The sequence below is a fragment of the Lactiplantibacillus sp. ME-2 genome (assembly GCF_022549155.1).
GTDB lineage: Bacteria > Bacillota > Bacilli > Lactobacillales > Lactobacillaceae > Lactiplantibacillus > Lactiplantibacillus plantarum.
This window is the reverse complement of sequence record NZ_JAKZEQ010000021.1, coordinates 1-26209: the sequence shown is the minus strand read 5'-3', so window position 1 is coordinate 26209 and position 26209 is coordinate 1. Positions and strand designations below refer to the sequence as shown.

Here is a 26209-nt window from a genome sequence, read left to right as displayed (position 1 = left end):
CCTGTTATCCTCTTTAATGCACACACGGGGTTTCATACAAAATAGACAATTAAGGGAGCGCAAGTAAAGATGATTAAAGCAGAATGGGCGTATATGCGCAAACACAAACTAATGATTATCGTCATGGCAATCATTATGTTCATTCCATCAATTTATGCCGTGACATTTTTACGATCAATGTGGGATCCATACGGTCGGTTAAATAATTTACCTGTAGCCGTCGTCAATCATGATCAGCCAGTCACGTACCAAGGGAAGCATCTCAGTGTTGGACGCAATTTAACAACGAATTTAAAAAAATCTAGCGCTTTGAAGTTTCAACAAGTCAACGCAAGTCAGGCACAAGCTGGCTTGAAAAATGGCCGCTATTATATGGTGCTCACGATTCCAACCAATTTTTCGCGCCACGCGACCACCTTACTCAATCACCAACCACAAGCCATGGTGCTACATTATGATACAAGTGCTGGACATAACTTCGTCGCTAGCAAGATGGCCGATTCAGCGGTCACTTCGATTCGGTCATCCGTCGCCCAAACGATTACAACGAGCTATGCCAAAACGATGTTTGCCGCTATCAAACAACTTGACAGTGGCCTCAAAACAGCTGCTACTAATAATCAAAAGCTAGCCACCGGTGGTCAGCAGCTCCAAACTGCCAACCAAAAAATCGCCACCAACCTGGACACCCTCGCAACTAGTTCGCTGAAACTAAAACAAGGGAGTCAAACACTGACGGTCGGTTTAAACCAATATCTTAATGGCATTTCACAACTACAGGTGGGTAACCAAAAAGTAGTTGCCGGTCTAACACAACTGCTCGTCAAAAGTAATCAGTTAGTTGCTGGCATGGCTCAACTCAACACCGGGGTTCAAACTTTAAATCAAGGTGTTGATCAATACGTTGCTGGCGCCCAGCGAGTGAATACTGGGACTGTCAAAGTCAATACTGGTGCCCATCAGGTGGCCAGTGGCACGCAACAATTCAGTAGTGGTACCGCTCAACTGGCGACTGGTACGCAACAACTTAGTTCCGGTTTAAACGCTTATGCGGCCGGTGTCGGCAAGGTCAACACTGGTGCCAACAAGCTTAGTCAAGGTGCTAATCAACTACAAGCACAGACCGCTCAGTTAACGGCTAAAACGACGGCCCTAACGAGCGGCTCAAGTCAGCTAACTACTGGCATCCAGACACTAGGTCAGAACAGTCAGTCCCTCACCATCGACTTGCAAAAATTGCAGACGCAACTTAAGCAACCAACCAACAATCAAGCCACGATTAGCGCAACCGTGGCAGCGCTGAAAAAGCAGGCTGCTGGTACCGACTTATCGTCCGTTAAAACCGCGCTAAGTGCGCTGACATCGGCTATTAAAACTAGTGCGGCGCTTCACGACAATGTCGCCGCAACCGCTAACAGTCAAAATTTGACTGCGGCACAAAAATCAGCCATTTTGGCAACGGTTGATCAATCCGCTAACCGTGACGCCATCAACGCCGCCCTTGCGAGTTTAACCACGACCATCGCCCAGTCGACGCAACCGGCTCTAGATACGACTGCTTTGACTAGGGCCCTCAGCGCCACGACTCAACAGCAGGCTGACCTTGTCACCACGGTCACCCAACTCACTACCGGTGCGCAATCACTGACGACCGGTATTCAATCTGCTGGTAACGCGGCTAACAAACTGAGTACTAGTCTAACCCAGCTGAACACGGTCCTACCTAATCTCACTAATGGCATTGGGGCCGTCACTACTGGTGCGACAAACTTGGCTAGCGGAACAACAACGCTCACAACTAATAGCCAGCAGCTCACCCAAGGCTTTAAAACACTGGATGCTAACACCAACTTGCTCAATCAGAGAAGTCACCAACTGGCTACGGGTGCGGGGCAAGTTGCCGCGGGTTCTCAACAGCTGACCGCGGGCACGCGTCAACTCAGCACCCAGGGCAACCAGCTAACACAAGGTGCCAGCCGCGTGGCTACGGGTCTTCAATCTGCACAGACCAACCTACCCAGCTTAACAACTGGCATCTCACAGTTAGTTACGGGCAGTCAACAAGTCACCACTGGCTTACATCGACTCGGCACAACGGGTATTGCACTCGCTAATGGCAGTCAGCAACTCACTAGTGGCAATGGGCAATTAGCCACCGGAGCTCAGCAACTAGCCGTGGGTGCTAACCAAGTTACAACCGCTGGTAATAAGATTCAAACTGGTAACCAAGCATTAGCGACCAAATTAGGAACGGCCGCAAGCAAGGGGAATCTCAATCCATCAAAACTGACGTATCAACAAGTTGCCAAACCCGTCACTACAACTCACCAGGACCGTGATGATGTACCAAACAACGGTACTGGTATGGCGCCGTATATGTTAAGTGTCTCGTTATTTGTCGGCGCGCTCGCCCTCAATATGATGTTTGATATGTATACCCCACGCAAACACCCGCAATCGGCACTGGATTGGTGGAGTAGCAAGGCCAGCATCATGCTCGTCTTTTCAATCATGGAAAGTACGATTATGCTCGGCTTGATGATGTTAATCAACGGACTCAGCCCGATTCATCCGTTTGCCACTTGGTTGTTACTCACGCTAACGGCGCTACTCTTCATGACGATCGTCGCTTGGCTTAACCTTGTCTTCGGCAAAGCTGGCGCCTTCTTCAGTATGGTACTACTAGTCTTACAGCTCGGTGGTTCAGCCGGAACGTATCCAATTCAGCTGTCAGGTCACTTTTTCCAAACAATCCACCCGTGGTTACCAATGAGTTACAGCGTCAACGGCTTGCGGCAGACCTTAATGACTGGTAATTCTGCTCTTCCTAAGATGGGCGTCTTAGCACTGATTCTAATGCTGTTTATTGCTCTGACCTGGTTGTTCTTTATCCGTCGTTACCCTCGGCTGGCTCAAATTGACTTTGAAGACCCCGTCGCCGTCAAAGCCACTCAGAGTAAGTTAGCCACGTTGGTTCGGCGAAAGGCTCAAGCTAAAGCATCTGACAATAAGACGAATTAGTTATTTGGATTTATGATCTCGAAACACTGCCAAAACGACTTTCTCTATATCAGAGAGAGTCGTTTTTAGCAGCTAACTAAGTTGACGACTTTACCCAAATGGTGCTGTTAATTCTGATTCGCTGGTCAACACCTTAACCTACTACCATATTATTAGTATTCGTGAAAATCCCTACTAATATTGAAACGACTTCCCCATCACTTGAGACTGCTTTTCACAGACTCATTTTGACCGGATGTCACACACGCTAAGTCACCTAACTTTTCAGTCAACAGCCCAACTAGCTAAAACCATTAACTAGTCTCAAATGCACCACAACAATCATTCAGAACAACATTAAGTCACTATCCAAACAAAACTAATCATGATACCACCTCAAATTAGTATGGGTATGCTTTAGTTAGGGACAAGCTTACGGTTAAATTAGATTGGTATATTGATTGAGTCAGCGTTTGATTTTGGCTATACTGTTAACAGTCAATTAATAAAGGAGTGCGAGTCGCATGATCAAAGAATTCAAGGAATTTATTGCCCGCGGTAACGTGATTGATTTGGCCGTTGGGGTTATTATTGGGTCCGCTTTTACGGCCATTGTTAAATCGTTGACAGACAACTTAATTAATCCACTGATTGGGATTTTCTTAGGAAAAGTTGATTTATCCAATCTAAAGTTCAGTATCGGTGATGCTACTTTTAAGTACGGGTCCTTTCTAAATGCCATCATTAATTTCTTCATCGTCGCCATCGTCGTTTTCATTCTGGTGAAAATTATTAATAAAGTGGTTAAAAATGAACCAGAAGAACCCGAGGAAGAAGAAGTCGATGTTTCCGCGCAATATCTAGAAGAAATTCGTGATTTATTAAAGGAACAGGCTAAAAAATAAATGAAAATAGCTCCCAAGCAAATTTTTCATTAAAAGTCTATATGGTATTAAAACTTTTTTTGAGATACAATATATTGTGCAATTTTTTATAAAGAGGGGCTATCATGGTGATAATAACAGCAGGAATGATTGGGGTCGGCAAAACCACGTTAACGGGGTTAATTGCTGACCACCTTGGAACTAAGGCATTTTACGAACCGGTTGGCGACAACCCCGTATTGCCACTTTATTATTCGGATCCTAAGAATTACGGGTTCCTATTACAAATCTATTTCCTCAACAAACGTTTTGCAATGATCAAGAAGGCATTGGCCGACGATAACAACGTCCTCGACCGCTCCATCTATGAAGATGCCCTCTTCACCAAAGAAAACAACGCTGAAGGAAACATCTCTGATACTGAATTGAATGTTTACTTGCAACTACTAGACAATATGATGACCGAATTGACTGAACTGCCTAAGAAGGCACCAGACTTGATGGTCTACTCTGAAACTGACTTCGATACGATTCTTTACCGGATCAAGAAGCGTGGTCGCGACTACGAACAGTTCGACCACAACCCTGAACTGGAATCTTATTACTATAAGATGTGGACCGCTTATCGGAAATGGTACGATGAATACGATGCTAGCCCTAAAATGAAGATTGATTTACAACAGTACGACTTGGAAAAACCTGCTAACCAACAAGCAGTGCTGGCTCAAATCGATTCTGAATTAGGCAAGATTCGCAATCCAACCACAGTTTAATTAATCATGCTAAAAGCGCCAGTCCCCATTATCGGGACTGGCGCTTTTATTGCGCACAATCTAGCGAGCAAACAATACAGAAACTTCTTAATGACTCGCGACCAGCTAACTAGGTAGCGCGGGTAGTGTCGCATTACCAAACGACAATCTTTGAATGCCGCACTAGCACAATTGCGCTCGATTACATGGCTGCCCGGACTTGTTGGGCTAACTCAAAGTTATTGGTAATCACCGCATTGACCGAGGCTGCGAACAATTGTTGCATTACGATTGGCTCATCCACTGTCCAAACCCGTTCAGCAACATGGTGTACAGGTTGATAGTGTTCAAGATGCACCCCTTCTAAGCGTTCGTGAGTCGCAAACTCATCCGGATTACCCAGACGCGCTGAAGTCAAAAAAGCATATTTCTGGCTGGCATCAATGGCGTAGGCCCGCTGTAAACTCTTCAGATTAAACGACGAAAAAACGACCGGATAAATTAAGTCAGTCTGCCGGACCATCCGTAGCACAATCCGCTCGATATCAAGATAATAGTGTCGATCAGTCTTCAACTCAAGGTTCAAGTGAACGGGCTCCCCACTCACTAAGTTTAAAAATTCTTGTAAGGATGGGACGGGCTCTCCATTTGCTAATTCAAATCTACGCAACTGTTCGAAGGCCAGATCCGCAATAGCCCCTTGCCCATTAGTAGTTCGATCGATTCGTTCGTCATGCATAATCACTGGTATTTGATCCTGGGTAAGATGGACGTCAAACTCTAAGCCATCGATATGATGACTGATGGCATACGCAAACCCAGCTAGCGAATTCTCAGGAAACTTAACGGGAACGCCCCGATGACCATAAATCAACGACATATTTGGCACAATTCTTCAACTCTTTCCGATTAATGACGACCGTTTGCACGGTTATTTGATTCTAACACTTTATTGTACGTATTTTCAGCCGTTTGCAACGATTGTCGAATATCTTGGCCTGCAAAAATCTGCTGCATCGCCGTTTGAATCGCCGTCCGTGCGGGAACCCAACCATCGACAAAGACACCTGAGTTCGTATTATTAGGCTTCGTTCGTAGCATCTGATTACCAGAAACTTCTAGGACCGGCGACTTCTTGAATAGTTTTTTCAGCGTTGGCTTGTCCTTAGCCCCCTTATTAACGGCTAAATAACCAGTCTTGGCTTGCCAATCGGCTTGCGTCTGTGCGCTAGCGAGAAACTTAGTGAATTCCCACGCGCCATCTTGGACCGCGCTTGGTTTATCGTTTGCAATCCAAAGTGCCGCCCCACCAACTGCGATTCCGTTAGCTTTCTGACCATTCGGCCGTGGGAAATATGTGACACCTAGATCATTTTTGAGCACTTGATACAACTGACCCGTGTTCGCGGACGATTGCATGAAGATACCCAAATGGCCTGCCAAGAAAGAGGCTGCTTCATTTGCAGCAGCATTACCACCCGAACCAAAGTTCATAAAGTCACCATAGTCAATATTTTCTTTAACCCACTTCATCGCATTGATCGCCGCGGGACTCGTAAAGTCGACCTTAGTCGCATTGCCAGTATGACCATTATCATGATCGGCAACGGGAACACCTGCGTTAGCGACCAGCTGCTCGAATAGCCACGAATAGGCCTCCATTGTCATTCCCTTGACTTTGCCATGGGATTTGTCGTGGATGGCCTTAGCGACTCGCGTGATATCATCGTAAGTCGGATCCACTGGCGGCGGCGTAATCCCGTACTGACGCAAGACCCTCTTATTATAATAAAGCGCCGTTTGCGATGCATTAAACGGCATTGCTAGCAATTGATTGTCGCGCATCACGATCGCCTTGGCGCCCGGAATGATTTGATCAGCATCGTAATGGTCACGGTCAATAAATTTCTGCATCGGTGTCGTGAAACCACTGTGATACATCTGACTGGTGGAAATATCCATCGATTGAAATAGAGCTGGTGACGCGGCCGTCCCATGCGTATTCAAGATTTTTTGAATGACGCCATTATAGCCACCCTCAAACTCGGCTACAACTTCATATTTGGACTGTTGGTGATTAAACGCTTTAACGTAGGCGTCAATCGCTTGTTGACCAGGACCTTTCATCTCATGCCAAAACACCACTTTAATGCGACTACTATCCGCATGGACACGGGTCCGACTATAAGCGACCCCACCCACTACCAAGAGGACAGCCATCATACCGGCTAGCCACTGCCACTTCCGCGTTATCTTCATCATTTCACCGAACCTTCATTCAATCCAGATTTAAAGTAGTGTTGCCCCCAGAAAAGGACAATCAATGTTGGAATCACCACGATGGCGGCACTCGCCTGAACGAGTCCCCAATTCGTAGCGGTTTCCTCCGAATGCAATTGCCGCAATCCATCTTGGACCGGACGTAGCCGATTTGAAAACGTGGTCAGCATTGGCCATAAATATTGGTTCCAGCTTCCTAAAAAGCTGTAAGCAGCTAGCGTCAATAAACTAATCCGTGAGTATGGTAAGGCAACGCGACAGTAAAATTGCCAGTGTGAGAGACCATCAACATCAGCGGCTTCCTTTAAGTCTCGCGGAATTTGCAGAAAGGCTTGACGTAACATGAAGATACCAAAGGCCGAAGTTAAGAACGGGATAACCATCACCGCATAGTGATTCAACAAGTGCATCGCACGGACCGTGTGAAAGTTCGGAATCACTTCAGCTTCAAATGGTAGCATCATAGTTGCCAAGACCAAGTAGAACAACGCATCCCGATACTTAAATTCTAAAAACACAAAGGCGTAGGCGGCAATTGATGCAAAAAACAGATGAGCAATCATCTGAATGATTGAAATCACTAAACTGTTAAATAAGTAGCGAAGAATGGGTGTTTTGGTAAACGCATCCTGATAGTTCTGCCAAGAAAGGGTTCCGCTCAGTGATCCTTTCGCAATAGTCGTCGTTGGTAAAAAGCTGGTCCACAACCCTAAAACAAACGGTAAAATAATGACTAACGTTAATGTAATTAATAACAAGTACCGGAATCCGATACCGATTCGATGTCGAATCAGGGCTTGAGTAGCCATCGTATTTTCCATTAGTAATGCACCCGCTTTGCTAAAAGTTTGAATTGGATTACCGTAATCGCTGCAATAATGATTGCTAGTATGATCGATTCCGTGCTAGCAAGCGCATAGTTACCATCAACGAAGGCATCCCGATAAATACGGTAAACTAATAAGTTGGTGGCGTTCGTAGGCCCACCCGCAGTCATTAAGTCAATCAATCCGAAACTCTTGAACGCTGAGATCAACGTAATCACCGCCGCAAAGAAGAGTGTGGGGGAAATCATTGGCAACGTGATATGGATGAACTGATAACGCCGACTGGTCCCCGCCACATCGGCCGCATCATATAAGGTTTTAGGCACAACTTGCAATGCCCCAAAAAAGATCAGAAAAGTAAATCCGAGGTGCATCCAAACGCTCGTCATAATAATCGCCACCATGGCCCAGTGTGGCTCCGTTAACCAATTAATTGCCGGTAAGTGCATCCAGATGGCCACCTTATTCAACAAGCCCACGGATGGATTAAACATGAATAACCAGAAAATTGCGGAGACCGAGACAGACACTCCCATAGTCGAGGTAAACATAGTTCGAAATAGCTCGATACCTCGAACCCTTTGATTGGCAGCGGCCGCTAACAGTAACCCCCCAATTAACGTGAACACTGTCACACCCACGACATAGATTCCAGTGGCTTGCAGGCTAGCAAGATAACTATTAGTCGTCAGCAAATTAAGGTAATTTTGCAAACCAACAAAGACGGTTGGTTCACCAAGACTATTAGTCAAGAAAAAGCTTAGATACAAGGTGCGTAACATTGGATAGAAAACAAAAACACTGAGGGCGAGTATTGAGGGCCCAAGAAATAGCCAAGCATAATATTTATCATTACGCTTTAATTCAAAACTGCCGGTCTGCACATTTGCTTGGTCATGCGCATCTGGCGATTGTTTCGGCTTAAGGCGTCGCTTAATCGACGGAAACGAGTTGATCACTAGTAACACCCTCCTCTTCAGCAATCAGTTGTTCGTGCTCATCAAAAATGAAGATCTTACCATTAACGGTTACATTCACCCGTTGTTCAAGTGGTAATTGGACCTGACCAGATTGTGCAATTCGCAATGCCGTCCCGTTATCAGCCTGCACTTCGATAATCGTCATCTCGCCCAGTGTCTCGACATTCGTAACCTTGCCATTACCGCGCTCATCAGTAACTGGTACTGCGTTTAGCTGATTAGGTCGGATACCAATCGTATAGCTCCCCGCGTTTAATGGTTGGTTAAGCGCAATCTGAAAGCCCTCCGCGACGTGTAAATTACGAGCGGTTTTCGTCACCACTGGCAGTAAATTAATCTGTGGCGTACCGAAAAATTCAGCGACGAAATGATTAGCAGGATGATTATAAATATCTAACGGTGTATCAATCTGCTGCACGTGACGCTCATTTAACACCATTACGTGATCGGCCATGGTCATCGCTTCAGTTTGGTCATGGGTGACATAAATCAATGTCAATCCGAGCTTACGTTGCAGTTCGCGAATTTCGGTCCGCATTCGCACGCGTAGTTGCGCATCAAGGTTTGATAACGGTTCGTCCATCAGGCAAACCTTAGCATCACTGGCAATCGCCCGAGCCAAAGCCACTCGTTGCCGTTGACCACCAGATAGTTCGCGCGGCTTGCGGTCACGATAAGCCGTCAAATTGACCATCTTCAACGCGGCATTGACCCGACGCTCGACTTCCGCGGCCGGCATTTTTCGTGCTTGTAAACCAAACGCAACGTTGGCAGCCACGTCCAAAAAAGGGTACAAGGCATAACTTTGAAAAACCATTGACAGCTTTCGATCTTTTGGTGGGACTGCATTCATGATCTGACCATTGATGGCCAGCTTTCCACTAGTAATTGGAATAATACCGGCAATCATCCGCAGCAGCGTACTTTTACCACAACCGGATGGCCCAACAATCACGAATAACTCTCCGTCTTGAATCTCGGCATTTACATCGTTTAAAACTGGCTGTTTCGCCTTATCATACGTCTTTGTGATGTTCTGCAAGGTAATTCCCATATTCATATCCCCTCGACCTTTTATTTGTAATTTATTAGATTACTCTTTAATCATGCCAGACCAACGTATCGGGAATGTTGGCATAATGTAAAAATAACGTATGGGTTATGTATTTTTTTCATAAACAGCGCCCCACCAACAAATTCGGAGTGAATAAAAAATAGTTGTTTCGAGAATTTGTACATTCTCGAAACAACTATTTAGTCTGTGTCCTACCAGTTAATCTGTCATGGATGATAACGGTCCACCTTGAGTCGGTTTTCTCTGTGTCCGATATCGAGCTTGAAAAAGCCGCTCAAATGTTTATCTGGACACACTATCGGATGTCCTAAAAATTTCAATTAAAGCCGACGAGTGGTATGCTTTGGCAGTTTGACTGGCTGTTGATCAGCATCTGTGCGCACCACCAACGTGTCACAGGTAGCATTGCGAATCACATAAGCAGCATTAGAGCCAATTAACACCCGTGCCACGTTGTTAAGACCTGTGGCCCCAACAACGATCAAGTCAGTGCCATAGCGGTCTGGTAAAGTCGTCGCTAACAATAACTTCGAATTACCTGAATGTAAGTGAACCCGCACATCGCTGACACCCGCGGCCATCGCTTGTTGGCGAGCCTTAGCGAGATTCGCTTTAAGACCGGCCGTCAATTCGTTCAATGCCTGCGGTGTCGTTGCGCCAAAACCCATCGGCCCTTGAGTCACACCAATAAATTTCTCAGTATTAATGACCGTCACAATATCCAAAGCGGCATTTTGCTCGACCGCGATCTTAATTGCTTTCGTTAAAGCTAATTGGGACTGAGGACTCGTATCGATGCCGACTAAAATGCGTTTAACCATCGTCATAACCATCACCCTCCATTAAAGGATCACTATTTGTCGGTTGCTAACACGGCAATTGATTCAGCGTAAATCGCCATTGCAGCCATTAATTCGTCAATTGGTTGGAATTCATTGGCTTGGTGCATCGTATCTTCGGTATCTGGGAAGAGTGCCCCAAAGGCAACCCCACGAGCCATCATCCGGCCATAAGTCCCACCACCAACAATTTGTGGTTGTGAGGCCGTGTCACCAGTTTGACGCCGGTAAACGTCCATCAAATCCTTGACGATCGGGTCTTCAGGGTCAACGTAATGTGGCACCATGAAGTCACCCTGCGTGACCGTGGCACCAGCTGGTAACTGTGCTTGGACTTTCGCCGTTAAATCAGCAGGTTCGATTCCCTTCGGATAACGGAAGTTCAACGTTAACGCACCACCCTTTTGATGGTCGAAGCTGAGTAACCCGACATTCATCGTCAAATCACCCATAACGTCATCCTTGTAAGCTAAGCCTAACTGGTTCGCCCGTGAATCATCGTGTAGCTTATTAGCCACGAAGTCTAAGAAAGCAGCGGCATCATCAGCAAAGGCATAGTTAGTCAAGAACGTTGCAAGGTAGGTTCCGGCATTGATCCCGTTACGTGGTTCCATCCCATGGGCGGCCTTTCCAACAACTTCCAGCTTAACGCCTTCAGGAACGACCGTTAATTCACCAGTTACTGGTTGCTGGTCCAGAAACGCTGTGAAGTCGGCCGCCAACTGCTCGTTGTCATCCGTCGCGACCACGGCTTCGGCATCACGCGGCACCATATTTTCACGCAAGCCAGAATCAAAAGAAACAAGGTTAAAGTCGCCATTATCTTCATGACCGAAGTGTAATTGCAGACTCACATTTCCCTTTTCACCATTGATCAACGGGAACATGGCATCTGGAGAGAAGCCCAAGGTTGGCGCTGGTTCAACTTCAAAGTAGCGTTTCATTCCAGTCCAATTACTTTCCTCATCTGTCCCAACGATAAAGCGAATCTTCTTATTGAGCTTCAAGCCAAGTTCTTTGACAATCTTTAAGCCATAGTAGGCCGCCATTCCCGGGCCTTTATCGTCGGAAACGCCGCGGGCATACATCTTGCCATCCTTGATGGTTGGTTCGAAGGGGTCCGTATCCCAGCCGTTACCAGCAGGCATTTCATCCACATGGGCTAAAATTGCCAAGGTTTCATCCCCCTCACCAATTTCAGCATAACCGACCAAGTTATCAATGTTCTTGGTCTTAAAGCCATCGCGTTCCGCAATCGCTAAAAACGTGGTTAACGCTTGCTTAGGACCAGGGCCTAAGGGTGCATCATCCGTCGCCTGGCTATCGTCACGAAAGCTCGGTACGCGGAGCATGGTGGTTAAATCTGCTAAATAATCATCTTGATGCTTAGTTGCTTCATTTTTCCAATCAACTGACATGTTAAATTCCTCCCACATATTGTTACCTCAATTTTATCATAGCTGTCGTCAACTTAATAATCGTAAGTAACCGCTTTTGGAAAATGGTATACTCAAAGTAAATTAACTTAGAAAGCTGGTCATTTTATGCAACCTATTACAACTGAAATTGTTAGCCGAACGATTATCAAACGACCGGCTGATTCTCACAAAGGCAATTACGGCCGAATCATGCTGATTGGGGGTAATCAAAATTTTGGTGGTGCTATCATCATGGCCGCAACGGCCGCAACATATAGTGGTGCCGGTCTGGTGACGGTCGCTACCGACCCGTCTAATTTCACGAGTCTACATGCTCGGCTACCCGAAGCCATGGTCATTGACTATCACCAAACGGACACCTTATTAAACCTGCTGGCAGGAATGGACGTTATCGTCATCGGTCCAGGCCTTGGAACAGATACCGTCGCTGATCAGTTACTGACCGCCGTTCTCGCTGCGACGCACGTCCCACAACGATTGGTCATCGATGGTTCGGCGCTGACCTTGCTTGCACAGCAGGCCCGCCCCTTACCCGCCACGGACATCGTGGTCACGCCACACCAAATGGAATGGCAACGACTTAGCGGTATCGCGATCAAAGATCAAACCCCAACTGCCAATCATGACGCGCAACAACGGTTAGGTGTTACGGCCGTGGTCAAAGCTCATCGCACGACCGTCTACACTGACGAACGAGTCTGGTTCAACCCCGGCGGCACTCCGGCCATGGCGACCGGCGGCATGGGTGACACGTTGGCTGGTATGATTGGTAGCTTCGTAAGTCAATTTCATAATTTCACCGATGCCGTTCTCAGCGCGGTCTACTTGCACAGTGCCATTGCCGATGACCTCGCTGCAACGCGGTACGTCGTCTTGCCGCATCAAATCAGTACCCGCATTCCGACTTACATGCACCGCTTTAGTCAGATTGAACGCCCTTAGCTAGCTGGACCATAATGAACACGAACAAGCCAACGACATTATGCTAAAAAAGCCTCAACTAACCATGCTTGAATTCATAGTTAGTTGGGGCTTAATGATTTAGTTTAAACCAGAGTGGCCGAATTCGTAACACGCACTATTCGCCTACGGGTTGGTTCGCATCCGCCTTCAACGCTGTTAGTTCGTCATCAGTCAGCGCACGATAGTTCCCCGCTAATAAGCCAACGGGTAGCGTTAACGAACCAAACTTGATTCGCCGTAACCCGACGACCCGTTCACCTAACGTTCCGACCATCCGCTTAACTTGGTGATACTTGCCTTCATGGATCATGATTCGAATCGTGGTAAAGTTCTCGATTTCATGGAATTGAACAATCTCAGCCTGAGCCGGTTGCAGTTCAGTCCCGTCCTTTAACGTGATTCCATCATTAAAATTAGCCAATTGAGCTGCAGTGATTTCCCCCGTTACTTCAGCCTCATAGACCTTCGTAACATGGTGGTTCGGCGACAATAGGTCGTGTGATAGGGTTCCATCGTTCGTAATGACCAAGATTCCCTCAGTATCTTTATCGAGACGACCCACTGGAAATAGATCGTCACGAAAATCCGCCGTATTGAACAGGTCCATCACCGTTTTCGCAGCGGAATCCGTCGTTGCCGTGATGACCCCGACTGGCTTATTCATCACATAATAGAAGTATTGTTGGTAACGGACCTGCACGTCATCTAAAAAGACGGTATCACTGCCAGGGTTAATCTGTTGTTTGCCAGAGATTACTGGCTCACCATTGGCAGTGATATGACCATCTTTAATCAGACGACGTACTTGAGTCCGCGTGCCAATTCGCATCGCATGTAAAAATTTATCTACTCGCATAATTCACCTATTTAATCCGTAATTTCCGTCGTAACCCAGCAGCTTTCGTTCCAATCATCAAATCAGCCATCCGTGAACGGAGTGCTAAGTAAACGTAAACCGCACCACCAGCGATAACTGCTAGGGCCACGATCAAGAACGATTGCGTCTTACTGTGCTCATTCAACACAAAGTTCAGCCCATAAACAACTAATCGTGCCGTGACGTATGTTAAAATCGAATAAACTAAAATTCGATTGATTTTTGGTAATAACTTCACGTAACGAATTCCAAAGTTGACTTCCAAATCATACATCGCCATCAGACTCGCAACCATCATCCCAATCGCGGTCGCAACCAGGGGCCCAGCCGTTGATAGGAAATAGATACATGGTAACTGAATCACGATTTTGACCAGTAAGCCGATCAAGTAATAGCGAATAATATCGCGGTTGCGTGATAGGCCTTGCATCAGCGCCGAAATCACCGTAAAAAAGCCTAAAGCAATCGCGGTAAATGCTGAGATCTGCAGAATCAACGTTCCAATTTGATCATAACTATAAAAGAGCGTGTTAAGTGGTTGTGCCACTGCGGCCATCCCCAGCGCTCCGGGAATCATGATAAATAGGAATAAAATAATCGAATCTTCCAATTGTTTACGAATATTACGCATATTATGACTGGCCAATGATTCAGATAAAATCGGCACGACCGTCACGGCAATCGCAGACGCCAATGACACAATGATCATCACCAATTTGTTCGCATTAAATGCAAAGTAAGCATACAACGTATCGATCTGCTTAGTACCCAAATGGTAAACCAGCCGCATCATCGGTTGGAACGTTGCTTGATCCAACAGGTTGAAGACTGTCGTTGCGGTATCGATCACAATAAATGGAATCGCCTGAATAATAATATCGCGGAACAATTGCCAGACTGGAATAACTAGTTTGTTCTCACTCTGAGCAGCTAAGGCATTTAGCTCGGGCCGTTTGCGGAAATAATACCAACCGAGTAATAAGAAGCTGGCAGCCGCCCCGACGAATGCTGCGAATGTCGATTGGGTCACGGCATTCACCCAATCGCCGTGAGCGACGCGCATGATGAAATACGTCGCACCCAACATATAGATGACCCGAAAGACTTGTTCCACGAACTGTGAGATTGCGGACGGCGCCATCTGTTGATACCCTTGGAAGAATCCCCGGGTCAAAGACATCGATGGCAGAATCACCAAGGCAATAGCCAACGCATGCAAGACGGGAATCAGATTGGCATCATAGCCCCCAAAAGCTGTTGAAATCAAGCCAGCACCAAACCATAAAATAATGGCACCAATAATCCCAAAGGCTGACGTCAACAACAAGCCCCGCTTGAACAAGCGCTGTCCAACGGCATATTCATTCATCGCATTATATTCGGAAAGTTGTTTAGAAATTGCGGACGGAATTCCCCCGATCGCAATTAGCAGGAAAAAACTATAAATATTATATCCCTTGGCATAAAGCGCGTTACCTTGCGTATAATCAGCGCCCATCCAGATAACCCACGGGATAATATAAATCGCCCCGAGCACCCGTGAAAAGAGACTCCCAGCCGTCATCCAAGCCGACCCGCGCACCATCTTCTGGTGCGCTTCGGCTTCAGAATTCACGTGTGCATTCTGGGGCTGATTAGCTTTTGATTCCTCAGACATGTTCGTAACCCACTTTCTTAATTCAATCCTAATCATTTTAGATGAAAAACAAACAAGTTGCAATTCAATTCCGGCCTTATGCGTGAGTTTAACCGAACTTTAATGATAAGGTCTTGACAACTGCACCAGCTATTGGCGAACCGTACCGCCGTCCGATACCCTATGGCTGATACAGAAAAAAGACCAATCCGTACGCTTTACCAGCGGCCACGATGCGGTCTCAAATTCGATTACAGCAGAGTGCCGCCATGATCGCCATGATAACCATTTCCGCTGATTAAACCACGTTACTGCTAGTTTTAAGTTAAGCATAGGCGGTTGCACACGCCCTGCCCACCAAAAACACGTGTGATTTGTCTCCCAAACCGAACCAGAACGTCCTCAGAATCTTTATTCACTTAACCAAATCAATCGTAACCGCACTAATTAGTTCTGTGAGTAGTTAAAAAATCGTGATAGCAACCAACAATTGTCAGTCACCATCACGATTAATTTAAGCGATATTCATTTAAGTTGATACTGGTCGTGGTACTTAGTTGGCAACCACGTTAACCAGTTTACCAGGAATGGCGATCACTTTACGAACTGTCTTGCCGGCCGTAAATTCCTGGATTTTTTCATCCGCCAGGGCTAGTTTTTCAAGTTCATCCTTGCCCATATCCTTAGCGACTTCGGCGTGCGAGCGAACCTTACCATTAACTTGAAGCACGATTTGGACCGTGTCTTCTACTAACTTAGATTCGTCATACGTTGGCCAAGTGGCGTAGGTGATCGTGTCATCATGGCCTAATAATGACCATAGTTCTTCCGACAAATGTGGTGCAATCGGTGACAGTAACTTCACAAAGCCTTCGATATAAATGATTGGTAAATCGTCGACCTTGTATGCTTCGTTTACGAAGACCATCATTTGTGAAATCGCAATGTTAAAGCGCATAGCTTCATAGTCTTCCGTGACTTTCTTAACGGTTTCGTTGTAGATTTTCGTCAACTTACCATCATTGATAGTCGTGATTCGGTCGCGAACACGATTGTTTTCATCGATCATTAAGCGCCAAACCCGTTCGATCCACTTATTGGCACCATGTAACCCATCGGTACTCCACGGAATCGAAGCTTCCAATGGTCCCATGAACATTTCGTATAACCGCAACGTATCGGCACCATATTGGTCAACAATATCATCGGGGTTAACCACGTTCCCCCGCGACTTAGACATCTTTTCGTGATTATCACCCAAAATCATCCCTTGGTTAACTAACTTCTGGAATGGTTCCTTGGTTGGCACAACGCCTAAGTCATATAAGAACTTGTGCCAGAAACGTGCGTAAAGCAGATGTAAGACCGCGTGTTCTGCACCGCCCACGTATAAGTCAACGGGTGACCAGTACTTCAACTTGTCATAATCGGCCAAAGCTTCACGGTTGTGCGGATCAACGTAACGCAAGAAGTACCATGAACTCCCGGCCCATTGTGGCATCGTGTTGGTTTCACGCTTCCCCTTACGACCGTTTTCATCGACGACATTTACCCAGTCGTCGATATTCGCTAACGGGCTTTCACCAGTTCCTGATGGTTCCAGGTTCTTAGTTGCTGGTAACCGCAATGGTAGTTCATCTTCAGGAACCAGCGTCGTTTCGCCGTCTTCCCAGTGAATAACTGGAATCGGTTCGCCCCAGTACCGTTGCCGTGAGAAGATCCAATCACGTAACCGATAGTTGACCTTCTTTTCACCGGCATGGTGTTCACCTAACCAGTCAATCATCTTATCAATAGCTGGTTGCTTAGCTAAACCGTCAACAAAACCTGATTTGATGTGTTCCCCGTCGCCAGTGTAAGCTTGTTGGTCATAATCATTATCACCCGCAATGACAGGTTTGATTGGCAAATCAAATTTTTGTGCAAATTCAAAGTCCCGATCATCATGAGCAGGCACTGCCATGATGGCCCCAGTTCCATATGAAGCCAGAACGTAATCGGCAATCCAGATTGGCAGTTTTTCACCATTAACCGGGTTGATGCCGTAGCTACCAGTGAAGACCCCGGTCTTGTCCTTATTCAAATCAGTCCGTTCAAGGTCTGACTTGCTGGCGATTTTAGCTTTGTATGCTTTGATAGCGTCCGCTTGTTCGGGTGTCGTCAATTGTTCAACTAAGTCGTGTTCAGGTGCCAAGACCATGTAACTTGCGCCAAACAGCGTGTCTGGCCGCGTTGAGAACACTTCAATCTCGGTATCGTCAGGTTGACCAGCAACCTTGAAACGAATGGATGCGCCAACTGAGCGGCCAATCCAGTTACGTTGTTGCTCTTTGATGTTTTCTGGCCAATCAATATCGTCCAGGTCATCAATCAACCGGTCCGCATAGGCCGTGATTTTGAGGCTCCATTGCTTCATTGGCACCCGGTAAACATCATAGCCACCGCGTTCCGTCTTACCATCAACCACTTCTTCGTTAGAAACAACCGTTCCACCCATCATATCAGGAGCCCAGTTGACCAACGTTTCAGATTCGTAAGCCAAGCCCTTCTTATAGAGCTGTTCAAAGATCCACTGCGTCCACTTGTAGTAACTTGGATCAGTCGTATTCACTTCACGGTCCCAGTCATATGAAAAACCTAATGACCGAATCTGACGTTTGAAGTTTTTGATGTTCTTGGCCGTAAAGTCCTTCGGGTTATGCCCCGTCTTGAGCGCATATTGTTCAGCGGGTAAACCGAATGCGTCCCAACCCATTGGATGTAAGACATTGTACCCTTGCATCCGCTTGAACCGTGACATAATATCCGTGGCCGTATACCCTTCAGGATGTCCAACGTGTAATCCTTGACCAGATGGGTATGGGAACATGTCTAAGGCGTAATACTTCTTCTTATCCGTCGTATCTAATGTTTTGAAGGTTTTGTTTTCCTTCCAATAATGTTGCCATTTGCGTTCAATGACTTTATGGTTGTATGCCATAGTAGTGCCCCTTTCTTGCTGCCTTGTATGTAAAAGCTAGCATTGCGACTTTCCAACTGACTATTCAAGATGGCATTTTCATGCTTCAACTCAGTAAAAGCGGTTAAAAAACAAAAAAATCCTATAAGCCAATTAAGCTTATAGGACGAAAACGGGTTCCGCGGTACCACCTATGATTCCACGTTACCGTGGCCTCTTGGGAATCTTAACGCGAAACCACGTCCGTACCTACAATCTTGTTCAGCCGGAAGACTCGAAGGTGAGTTCATGATTGGTGAATCCCCGTTTGCAACTACCACGGAGTTTCTGCAAAACACCAGCCACTACTATTCCTTCTCAGAGTCGTAAAGTTATTGTTTTCATAGTAGCAAACCAGCACGTTTTTTTCAAGGGTCCAAGCCCCGCTGGCGATAAATTTTATCATCGGCATTAATCGGACCCCTGATAAAAAATGCTATAATAATGGCAATAATTTATTTATCGGAGGAATCAGTATTGAAGCAACGATCCTGGCAACGTTCGGACAGTTTGATTCTACTTATATTTATAGGATGGTTAGGCTGGACGGCCGCGGTATGGCAACGGGCGCCTTGGTTAACACACTTTGACACCACGTTTGCTAATTTTTGGCATCATAGTCCCCAGTGGTTTCAACACGCGATGGTCACGTATACGCAGCTTGGCAATCCCCACACCATCACCATAATCACGTTAATTATCGGCCTGGCACTCTGGCTGGGCCATAACCCACGCGGCGCAGTCTTCTTTTGGGTCACCACCTGGCTGATTACCGGCTACGGTAATTATCTCATCAAACAGGTCATCATGCGGCCACGGCCAACCGCTTGGCGACTTGTCCAAATTGGGGGGTATAGTTACCCCAGCGGGCACTCGACAACAACGACCGTCCTTATCGGTAGTCTGCTCGTGTTGGCATTTGACTACTGGCACCGCAATGCCTTGACTGGCTGGCTCACTGCCCTCGGCATAACGGCCATCTTGTTAATGATGATCAGCCGGGTCATCGTGGGCGTCCACTATCCCAGCGATACAATCGGTGGCCTTTTACTTGGAAGTGTTTTACTATATATAAGTGCGCGTTTTAGTATGCGTTATCGGCACGGACCGCTTCGATTGCGGCCCTAATTCATGAATTCAACAAGGGGGTAACACTCATTCAACTCAGTTCGGCATTAGCTTATAGCCACGCGCTAATGAACCAAGTCGTCAATCCCGGTGACCACGTGATTGACGCGACGGTTGGCAACGGCCATGATACCGTCTACCTCGCCAATCTGGTCGGGACTACTGGTCACGTCGACGGGTTCGACATTCAATCAGCGGCCATTGAAGCGACGACAACTGCCTTAGATAAAGCAGCGCTCACCCATCAAGTCACTCTGTGGCAAACGGGCCATGAACACATCGCAGATAAGATTGCCGCTGATCAACCTATCAAGTGTGCCGTCTTTAACCTGGGCTATTTACCAGGTGGCGATAAACAAATCATTACGAAACCAACGACAACGTTAACGGCCATAAAAGCCATTCAGGAACGCCTCGTCACCAACGGACTCATTATCCTGCTAGTCTATGCTGGTCATCCCGGTGGTGCGACAGAAGCACAAGCCGTTTTGGATTACGTAACGAATTTAGACCAGCATCAATTCCAAGTCCTACAATATCAGTTTATTAATCAAGTCCATGTGCCGCCATATTTGTTGGCCATTCAGAAACGTTAATTTAACGATAAATTAGCCGAAAAGACCTGTCAGACGATTAGCTTCGTCTGACAGGTCTTTTCAATTAGATACTTAACTTAAAAACCAATGGTACCTTACTTCTCCCACGGATACTTACCGTTCTCATCCTTAGGGGTATTACGCATGATCCGCTTAGTTCCCTCGTCCATCTCGTTACGCCGCTTCTTACGATTATGGTGACGAACAATTAGGACAAGACCACCGATGCCACAGTACACGATCATTCGGGTAAACATCTTAACGGTCCCATAAATGGTCATAATCATTAACATTTTGCGCCCTCCCTTGCCGTCAAATCTACTTAAGCCGTGACCTTAGCAGGCTTAAAGTAATCTAACAATGCTTGCCACTGCTTGAAAACGGCTTCTTCTGAATAACGCTTGGCATTTTCATAGGCCTGAGCACTGTATTGTGCCAGCTGCCCTTGATTCTTCAACAATTCTAAAATCGTTTTGGTCAATTGTTGCACATCGCCGTCTGTCGTTAGGATTCCACTCTTATGATCCTGAATAATATCACTCGGGCCGTACTTCACGTCATTGGCAACCATTGGTAACCCATGGGCTTGAGCTTCTAACAACATCAATGAGAATCCTTCAGCTCGACTTGGCAAAAGTCCTAATTGGGCCCGGTTGTAAACGGCATTGACATCCGTGGTATACCCCTTGAACAATACCACATCTTCCAAGTGCGCTGCAGCAACTTGTGCATGTAGTTGCTTTTCAATATCCCCGTTCGCATAACCCCATAATTCCAACTTGGCATCAGGAAACTGCTTGTGAACTTCAACAAAGGCTTCGATTGAATGATTCTGTTGCTTTTCAGGTGCCAGCCGCGCAACTTGCACGACGAGGTCTTTTTGTCGTTGGTCAAACTTCACCGGCGCGGCTTTTAACGTAGCATTATCAACATAGCCAACCGGAATAGTGAACGCTGGAATATCCTTACCAAAGCGGGCTTCCACGTCCTTAGTTTGTTCCGGTGTCGCAGAAATGACCGCGTTCCAAGCCGCCCAATTATTCAGCGCATTAGCATAATTATTGTTCAAGGTAGAATGCATAATATCCTTAGCATCACTCACATGGTTATTATGTAGATGCAAGACTTTCTTAGCTGGTGTGGTCATATTGAATAAGCCCCAGGCACATTCAACGGTCCGATCACAAATGAAGACATTTTGTTCATCATTCAACTGGTTAAGTTCATCATAGAAGTAACGGGTCAGTTCATTCATCCCATTAAAAGTATGGCTCTGCTCGTTGTAGTTCAAGACGCGCCACGTGATTCGCTCCTGACCAGCGTGATTTAACAAGTGTAACTTCTCCACGTGAATCAATCCATCCGGGCCAAAGTACGCTTCTTGGGCAATCTTACCGTCCCAATCAAATAATTGTTCAAGACACTTAAAACCCCGTGTATCCCACCAACTCATCTTGAGCGTACGACCATTAACGTCAAAGTATTGCACATTGCTAACGGCTTCCGTACCGGCCCGAAGGTAAATAATCATGATTAACTTACCACGTTCCATGACTTGAATCTGATTATCCTTCCGGGTTTTGATAGCATCGGCTGGCACTTCAAAGTCGGCCAAATCAAACCTTTGACGCTTGACCGACTGACTACCACAAAAGAAGTCAAAAAGATTAACAAAATCAGCATCGGCAATGTTGGCCCCTTCAAGCACATCGTGCAAGTTCATTGCGAATACGCGGGTCACGATTTTAGCAGCCACATGGTGCTTCTTGAATAAAGTCAGTCGGTTGATTTCCGCCTGTTCGATTCCTGATTTTGAAAATTGCATGTTATCGTTTAAGAAATAATACATATGCGCCCTCCTACTTAATACCCAGTAATTGTTGCCAACGGTGCCAAACTTTTAAGTCAGTTTGTGACGTATGAAGCTTCTTAAAGGCGGCTTCGCTGAATGCCGTCAACTTCTTCGTATCCGTCATTAATTCGATGACCCGGTCACGCAGCGCCAATTGATTGCCAGGATCAACGATGAAACCGTCATGACCGTCATCAATCCAATCTTTAGGCCCATAATTAAAGCGATAACTAATCACTGGAATTCCGTGACTCATGGCTTCCGGCATACTCATTGGACCACCATCAACAATATCGGTATTGAGCAACAGCTGATAATCATCATAACGTGTTTCTAAATCAGGATGATAATCTAATAAATGCACATTATTCGTCAATTTTAATTCTTCAACCAGCTTATTCAGCGTCTTAAGATACTCTGGATCGCCGTAGCCGTAAAAGTCACACTGAATTTCTTTGACCTGTTGCTTAACTAACGCAATGGTCCGAATTAACTGATCCAGTTGCCGATCTGGCGCCAGCCGCCCAACGTATAGCAATTGCTTGGGGCGGGCCGTGATTGGCCGTAGTTTACTCTGCGCCAACGGACTCGTAGTTACAGTTGGTAACACTGTCACCTTAGCTTTAGGGAACCGCGTCCGCAGATGCTGAGCCTGACTTTCAGTAGCTGTAATGAAACCATCAAAGTGTTGCAGATTATCGAAGGCCGGTGTTAAGAACCCGTCCAACGGGGAATGAATTGGGTCATTAATATCCTTCGCCTGATAAATTGGAACCGTCACATACTTGTGAGAATCATCCTGAAGTTCCAACAACGGCTTCACACTGGTACCTGGGCGATCACTAATAAAGGTCGTCGTTTGCTTGTCCAAATGACTGAGTTCGGCCAAGAAGAAACGAAATAAATGGTTCGCGTCCTGGAAGAAGCGCTCTGCTTGATCACGATAATTCTTTAAAATCAAACGTGACGCTAGCGGATTACCGTTAGTGTCAGGTACATAGTACTGCTCAATAACGGTCTCGCCTTGTAGATTATAAAACCGTTCCAAAACCAGTTTACCGTTCTGACCAAAATATTGTGTACTGGACTTGAAGCCTCGCCAATCCCACAGGTCAGTTGAAGATAAGTTACCTTGATTGTCGAAGAATTCTTGGTAAAAGACGCGCCCAATCGTTCCAGGAATAAAGCCGACGTTGCTAACGTGTTCATCACCATTAAAAATTTTGCTAAAGTTGGCACCCACTTCTACCGCATATTCAACTGGCAGATGCATGTCATCAGTATGCAGAACTTTAGTTGGCACATCCGTGGTTTGTTGAAAGTAATCAAACATATTCAGCACTTGCTGGTTTGCTAACTGAAAAGTTCCCATGGTCTGATGTAGCAAACGGTCATACATCTTAGTCACAATCTGGGCTGGCGCTTTATAGTGGTTAAATAATTTCACCCGGTTGATTGCCGCGTGCTCAACACTCGAATTCTTGCCTAAAATATATTCATTAATGAAGTAAAACATACAGTCACCCTTTCTGTTACCTAGTATTATGCTTGTCGATATGTGTAGTTATAATAGTTGATCAACCCAGATAAGAAGTGTTCACAATCGTCAATCCGTGTCCGGAAATTGTCATGACGTGCATAGAACCCACCAATGAACTTCTGTGGATTATAGAGATACATTGCAATCTCAGGTAGAAAACACCCAGTAGTAATCTCATACAACGCACGATACCGCAATACCTGCCGTAAACGAACCAAGTCATAAGGTGCTATCAAGTCTTCATTACCTGAACGTTTAATCATATCGGTCATTTTGACGGCCGCATCAACTAACTCAAGTAATGTTGGATACGTGGTATCACGCTCTTCAATGAATTTTAGATGACTGAATACATTTTTCAAACCCAGTTTCATATAATCACGATTGTCTGGGAATACCAGTAATGCTTCATTGATTGCATAAGAAATCCAGTGATCATGGTATTTACCGTAGTCATTAGCCACCATGTAATCCAAGATTTGCTTCACCAGATCCATCACATTCTTATCATGTGTTAACTCATATAGTCGGGAAAGCGCAAATGCGACTTCTCCTTCATAATAGATAATTCGATAAGCTGCTTTGACCGTTAAATCTGGATTTAGGACATGAATTAACTTACCAGACGGTTCTTGGAAGAAATGGACGCCTTTAAAAGCTTTCATTAAAACTGGCATGAAAGTATCATCCTTGGTAACGTCTTGATATTTACTCAATGCAAGTATTAATAAGGCCTGTCCACCCAACTTTAGCTCGCCATTATCATCGACGAAGATTGCGCCCTCTTTTTCAATCGTGGCATTTTTTAAGCCCCACTGAATCGCTAACTTAACTTTTGCACAATCTTCAGTGCGCTTTGTGAATGGAATGGCTTCCAGCAAGGCATATAAGGACGAAAAATGCCGCACAACATTGTAATTGCTAAGAACTCTTTGACGAGCCGGAAAATAACCGTAGACAAATTTTCCATTGTCTTTTAACTGATTAATTAGGAAAGTTTCACCATGTTCAATAGCTGATTGCAGCTCGCTCTGCTCGTCAGTCACCACCCGAACGCCCTTACCACAATCCTCTTGCTCAGATAGATTCCAGATTTTCTGCCCGTCAGTAAATACACCAGCGGTTGTAAAGACCCAAACATTTTCTGTCTTTCGAATATCGACTGGTAGCGCTCCTTCACGCTTGTCAAGATACGGCTCTACTCGATCATAGTCGACCCAAGAACCCGAACGATTCTTACCAATTCGATGCGCTTTGCTAGGACGGAAAAATGCTTGTCCATTACTTTCCATCTCCAATAAGGCTGTCTTGAAATCTGCATCAAAACTAATACCGTATCGCCAATAGTTCATCCGAAAAGTAGCTGCCAATCGCTTTTCAAAAGTTTCTCTTGGTAACTTCTGTGTTGATTGAACTGCTTCTAATCGAACCCAACTCGCTTGAGGGGTTTTGGCTAATTGTTGTGCAACTGCTATCCAAGCTTGCTTGAAAGAATCGCAACGATAGAATCGCACTTGGGCCCGATGTCGATGATCCGATACCCGAAAGTGCCAAGGTTACGGTACTTGTACCGTAATCTTTCAAATTTCCAGTTGCAATCAGTGCTTGCTTAAGCTTGGTGACAGTAGATTTTTGCATCTTAGTCTTACCTCTTTCAATTTTCTTTTATGTACGCCAAAACGGGCTTCACGCCCGTTTTGGTTAATAGTCTTATTTTACAACGTATATCGTTAGCAGTACTAACAAATCAGCTTTAAATTTTAACTATTTTTGATTCTCATCATCTTCATCATCATCTTTACGACGACGACCGAACAAGAAGAACCACCAGCCGAGTCCAGCAGCTGCAGCAGCGGTCAACAAGCCACCGAAAATCGTTCCGGCATTATTACTTGTATCAGATGCAGTCTTACCATTCTCGTCAGTATTACTTGAGCCGACCTTATCATCAGCACTATCAGTATCAGCTGACTTCTTATCCTTATCAGAATCATTACTACTCTTCGAATCTGAATCAGTCTGATCAGAAGTTGCATCAACGTCTTGAGCGCTAGCAGCGGCATAAACCACTGATGTAGCAGCAGTTGCTGACGTTGTTGCAGCACCGTCACTGGATGGTGTCGTAACCGCCAACGTTGCGGCTGTGGCCGAGACACCACTTGTTGCTGCAGCACTCAAGCTAGTCGTACTTGTCGAAGCAGCACCGTTGTTAGAAGCAGTCGATGAAGTTGTCGTACCAGTGCCAGTACCTGAATTATTTCCAGTAGAGCCCGTCGTATTGCCCGAACCTGATCCAGTATTTGAACTGGAACTTCCATCTGAGCCAGAATTACTACCATTGTCAGAATTGGTTCCATCATTTGAATCTGAATCTGTGATTGTATCGGAGTCACTGTCGTTATTCGAATCACTGTCTGAGTCTGAGTCGTTGTCGGAACCTGAGTCGCTGTCTGAGTCAGCGTCACTGTCGGAATCCGAATCACTATCCGAGTCGGAGTCACTGTCGGAATCCGAATCACTATCCGAGTCCGAATCACTATCCG

Annotated in this window: 19 protein-coding genes, 2 pseudogenes and 1 other annotated feature; of the genes and pseudogenes, 6 read left to right on the top strand and 15 right to left on the bottom strand. The window is 45.8% G+C overall.

The annotated features are described in order from the left end of the window. Positions 1-69: 69 nt before the first annotated feature. The 3 genes from MMY95_RS08970 to MMY95_RS08960 all read left to right on the top strand — a co-directional run bounded on the left by MMY95_RS08970 (position 70) and on the right by MMY95_RS08960 (position 4657). Entirely contained in the window at positions 70-3021 is a 2952-nt protein-coding gene (locus tag MMY95_RS08970) for a YhgE/Pip domain-containing protein (protein ID WP_241277612.1), read from the top strand. 503 nt (positions 3022-3524) lie between these two features. After that, positions 3525-3905, top strand: coding sequence for a large-conductance mechanosensitive channel protein MscL (gene mscL, locus MMY95_RS08965; RefSeq protein ID WP_003643168.1), 381 nt, complete (start codon positions 3525-3527; stop codon positions 3903-3905). Between the two features lie 104 nt (positions 3906-4009). Beyond that, entirely contained in the window at positions 4010-4657 is a 648-nt protein-coding gene (locus MMY95_RS08960) for a deoxynucleoside kinase (protein ID WP_003643169.1), read from the top strand. Positions 4658-4838: 181 nt separating this feature from the next. Here the strand turns inward: MMY95_RS08960 and MMY95_RS08955 are convergent, their stop codons facing one another. The 7 genes from MMY95_RS08955 to pepV all read right to left on the bottom strand — a co-directional run bounded on the left by MMY95_RS08955 (position 4839) and on the right by pepV (position 12055). After that, positions 4839-5525 carry a glycerophosphodiester phosphodiesterase family protein gene (locus MMY95_RS08955; RefSeq protein WP_087509094.1) on the bottom strand — a complete coding sequence of 229 codons (687 nt, stop codon included), beginning with the start codon at positions 5523-5525 and terminating at the stop codon, positions 4839-4841. Positions 5526-5545: 20 nt separating this feature from the next. Beyond that, entirely contained in the window at positions 5546-6898 is a 1353-nt protein-coding gene (locus MMY95_RS08950; protein ID WP_104795640.1) for an ABC transporter substrate-binding protein, read from the bottom strand. Further along, positions 6895-7737: a carbohydrate ABC transporter permease gene (locus tag MMY95_RS08945; RefSeq protein WP_003643172.1), complete on the bottom strand. Its 843-nt coding sequence runs from the start codon at positions 7735-7737 to the stop codon at positions 6895-6897. The genes MMY95_RS08950 and MMY95_RS08945 overlap by 4 nt, the downstream gene beginning before the upstream one ends. Continuing rightward, positions 7737-8702 carry a sugar ABC transporter permease gene (locus MMY95_RS08940; RefSeq protein ID WP_053267597.1) on the bottom strand — a complete coding sequence of 322 codons (966 nt, stop codon included), beginning with the start codon at positions 8700-8702 and terminating at the stop codon, positions 7737-7739. The genes MMY95_RS08945 and MMY95_RS08940 overlap by 1 nt, the downstream gene beginning before the upstream one ends. Continuing rightward, positions 8677-9777: an ABC transporter ATP-binding protein gene (locus MMY95_RS08935; RefSeq protein ID WP_033098977.1), complete on the bottom strand. Its 1101-nt coding sequence runs from the start codon at positions 9775-9777 to the stop codon at positions 8677-8679. The genes MMY95_RS08940 and MMY95_RS08935 overlap by 26 nt, the downstream gene beginning before the upstream one ends. Before the next feature lie 341 nt (positions 9778-10118). Continuing rightward, positions 10119-10625 carry a universal stress protein gene (locus MMY95_RS08930; RefSeq protein ID WP_003644234.1) on the bottom strand — a complete coding sequence of 169 codons (507 nt, stop codon included), beginning with the start codon at positions 10623-10625 and terminating at the stop codon, positions 10119-10121. Between the two features lie 26 nt (positions 10626-10651). Then, positions 10652-12055, bottom strand: coding sequence for a dipeptidase PepV (gene pepV / locus MMY95_RS08925; RefSeq protein ID WP_003645262.1), 1404 nt, complete (start codon positions 12053-12055; stop codon positions 10652-10654). A 126-nt stretch (positions 12056-12181) separates the two neighbouring features. Between pepV and MMY95_RS08920 the strand changes: the two genes are divergently transcribed. After that, on the top strand, positions 12182-13018 hold the full coding sequence (locus MMY95_RS08920) for an NAD(P)H-hydrate dehydratase (protein WP_046947750.1): 837 nt from the start codon (positions 12182-12184) through the stop codon (positions 13016-13018). 136 nt (positions 13019-13154) lie between these two features. Here MMY95_RS08920 and MMY95_RS08915 read toward each other — a convergent pair whose 3' ends face one another. From MMY95_RS08915 to leuS, 3 genes are all read right to left on the bottom strand, one after another. Next, entirely contained in the window at positions 13155-13895 is a 741-nt protein-coding gene (locus MMY95_RS08915) for a 16S rRNA pseudouridine(516) synthase (protein ID WP_053267596.1), read from the bottom strand. 7 nt (positions 13896-13902) lie between these two features. Next, complete coding sequence (locus tag MMY95_RS08910) at positions 13903-15573, bottom strand: polysaccharide biosynthesis protein (RefSeq protein WP_011101352.1); 1671 nt, start codon at positions 15571-15573, stop codon at positions 13903-13905. Between the two features lie 532 nt (positions 15574-16105). Then, positions 16106-18532 carry a leucine--tRNA ligase gene (gene leuS / locus MMY95_RS08905; RefSeq protein ID WP_241277611.1) on the bottom strand — a complete coding sequence of 809 codons (2427 nt, stop codon included), beginning with the start codon at positions 18530-18532 and terminating at the stop codon, positions 16106-16108. Between the two features lie 138 nt (positions 18533-18670). Then, positions 18671-18881: a binding site (T-box leader), on the bottom strand. Between the two features lie 113 nt (positions 18882-18994). On the opposite strand from leuS, the gene MMY95_RS08900 reads away from it, so the two are divergent. Both MMY95_RS08900 and MMY95_RS08895 read left to right on the top strand, forming a co-directional pair. Continuing rightward, positions 18995-19678: a phosphatase PAP2 family protein gene (locus MMY95_RS08900; protein ID WP_347192197.1), complete on the top strand. Its 684-nt coding sequence runs from the start codon at positions 18995-18997 to the stop codon at positions 19676-19678. Positions 19679-19746: 68 nt separating this feature from the next. Next, positions 19747-20274, top strand: coding sequence for a class I SAM-dependent methyltransferase (locus MMY95_RS08895; protein ID WP_003643182.1), 528 nt, complete (start codon positions 19747-19749; stop codon positions 20272-20274). A 95-nt stretch (positions 20275-20369) separates the two neighbouring features. On the opposite strand, the gene MMY95_RS08890 is transcribed toward MMY95_RS08895, so the two are convergent. The 5 genes and pseudogenes from MMY95_RS08890 to MMY95_RS08870 form a co-directional block, all read right to left on the bottom strand. After that, positions 20370-20567 (bottom strand): hypothetical protein, encoded by a 198-nt coding sequence (locus tag MMY95_RS08890; protein WP_003643183.1) that lies wholly within the window; start codon positions 20565-20567, stop codon positions 20370-20372. Positions 20568-20596: 29 nt separating this feature from the next. After that, positions 20597-22123, bottom strand: a complete 1527-nt coding sequence (asp1, locus tag MMY95_RS08885; RefSeq protein ID WP_053267594.1) for an accessory Sec system glycosyltransferase Asp1 — start codon at positions 22121-22123, stop codon at positions 20597-20599. A gap of 10 nt (positions 22124-22133) precedes the next feature. After that, positions 22134-23642 carry a glycosyltransferase gene (locus MMY95_RS08880; RefSeq protein ID WP_011101348.1) on the bottom strand — a complete coding sequence of 503 codons (1509 nt, stop codon included), beginning with the start codon at positions 23640-23642 and terminating at the stop codon, positions 22134-22136. A 26-nt stretch (positions 23643-23668) separates the two neighbouring features. Further along, positions 23669-25304, bottom strand: a pseudogene (locus tag MMY95_RS08875) (glycosyl transferase family 1). A gap of 126 nt (positions 25305-25430) precedes the next feature. Further along, positions 25431-26209, bottom strand: a pseudogene (locus MMY95_RS08870) (lp_1303a family serine-rich repeat glycoprotein adhesin); the annotation flags it as partial.

Bases quoted from the DNA above. Each gene is read 5' to 3' on its own strand.
- MMY95_RS08970 (WP_241277612.1), top strand. From the start codon at position 70: ATGATTAAAGCAGAATGGGCGTATATGCGCAAACACAAACTAATGATT.
- mscL (WP_003643168.1), top strand. From the start codon at position 3,525: ATGATCAAAGAATTCAAGGAATTTATTGCCCGCGGTAACGTGATTGAT.
- MMY95_RS08960 (WP_003643169.1), top strand. From the start codon at position 4,010: ATGGTGATAATAACAGCAGGAATGATTGGGGTCGGCAAAACCACGTTA.
- MMY95_RS08950 (WP_104795640.1), bottom strand. From the start codon at position 6,898: ATGATGAAGATAACGCGGAAGTGGCAGTGGCTAGCCGGTATGATGGCT.
- MMY95_RS08945 (WP_003643172.1), bottom strand. From the start codon at position 7,737: ATGGAAAATACGATGGCTACTCAAGCCCTGATTCGACATCGAATCGGT.
- MMY95_RS08935 (WP_033098977.1), bottom strand. From the start codon at position 9,777: ATGGGAATTACCTTGCAGAACATCACAAAGACGTATGATAAGGCGAAA.
- MMY95_RS08930 (WP_003644234.1), bottom strand. From the start codon at position 10,625: ATGACGATGGTTAAACGCATTTTAGTCGGCATCGATACGAGTCCTCAG.
- pepV (WP_003645262.1), bottom strand. From the start codon at position 12,055: ATGTCAGTTGATTGGAAAAATGAAGCAACTAAGCATCAAGATGATTAT.
- MMY95_RS08920 (WP_046947750.1), top strand. From the start codon at position 12,182: ATGCAACCTATTACAACTGAAATTGTTAGCCGAACGATTATCAAACGA.
- MMY95_RS08915 (WP_053267596.1), bottom strand. From the start codon at position 13,895: ATGCGAGTAGATAAATTTTTACATGCGATGCGAATTGGCACGCGGACT.
- MMY95_RS08910 (WP_011101352.1), bottom strand. From the start codon at position 15,573: ATGTCTGAGGAATCAAAAGCTAATCAGCCCCAGAATGCACACGTGAAT.
- leuS (WP_241277611.1), bottom strand. From the start codon at position 18,532: ATGGCATACAACCATAAAGTCATTGAACGCAAATGGCAACATTATTGG.
- MMY95_RS08900 (WP_347192197.1), top strand. From the start codon at position 18,995: ATGGCAATAATTTATTTATCGGAGGAATCAGTATTGAAGCAACGATCC.
- MMY95_RS08895 (WP_003643182.1), top strand. From the start codon at position 19,747: ATGAACCAAGTCGTCAATCCCGGTGACCACGTGATTGACGCGACGGTT.
- MMY95_RS08890 (WP_003643183.1), bottom strand. From the start codon at position 20,567: ATGTTAATGATTATGACCATTTATGGGACCGTTAAGATGTTTACCCGA.
- asp1 (WP_053267594.1), bottom strand. From the start codon at position 22,123: ATGTATTATTTCTTAAACGATAACATGCAATTTTCAAAATCAGGAATC.
- MMY95_RS08880 (WP_011101348.1), bottom strand. From the start codon at position 23,642: ATGTTTTACTTCATTAATGAATATATTTTAGGCAAGAATTCGAGTGTT.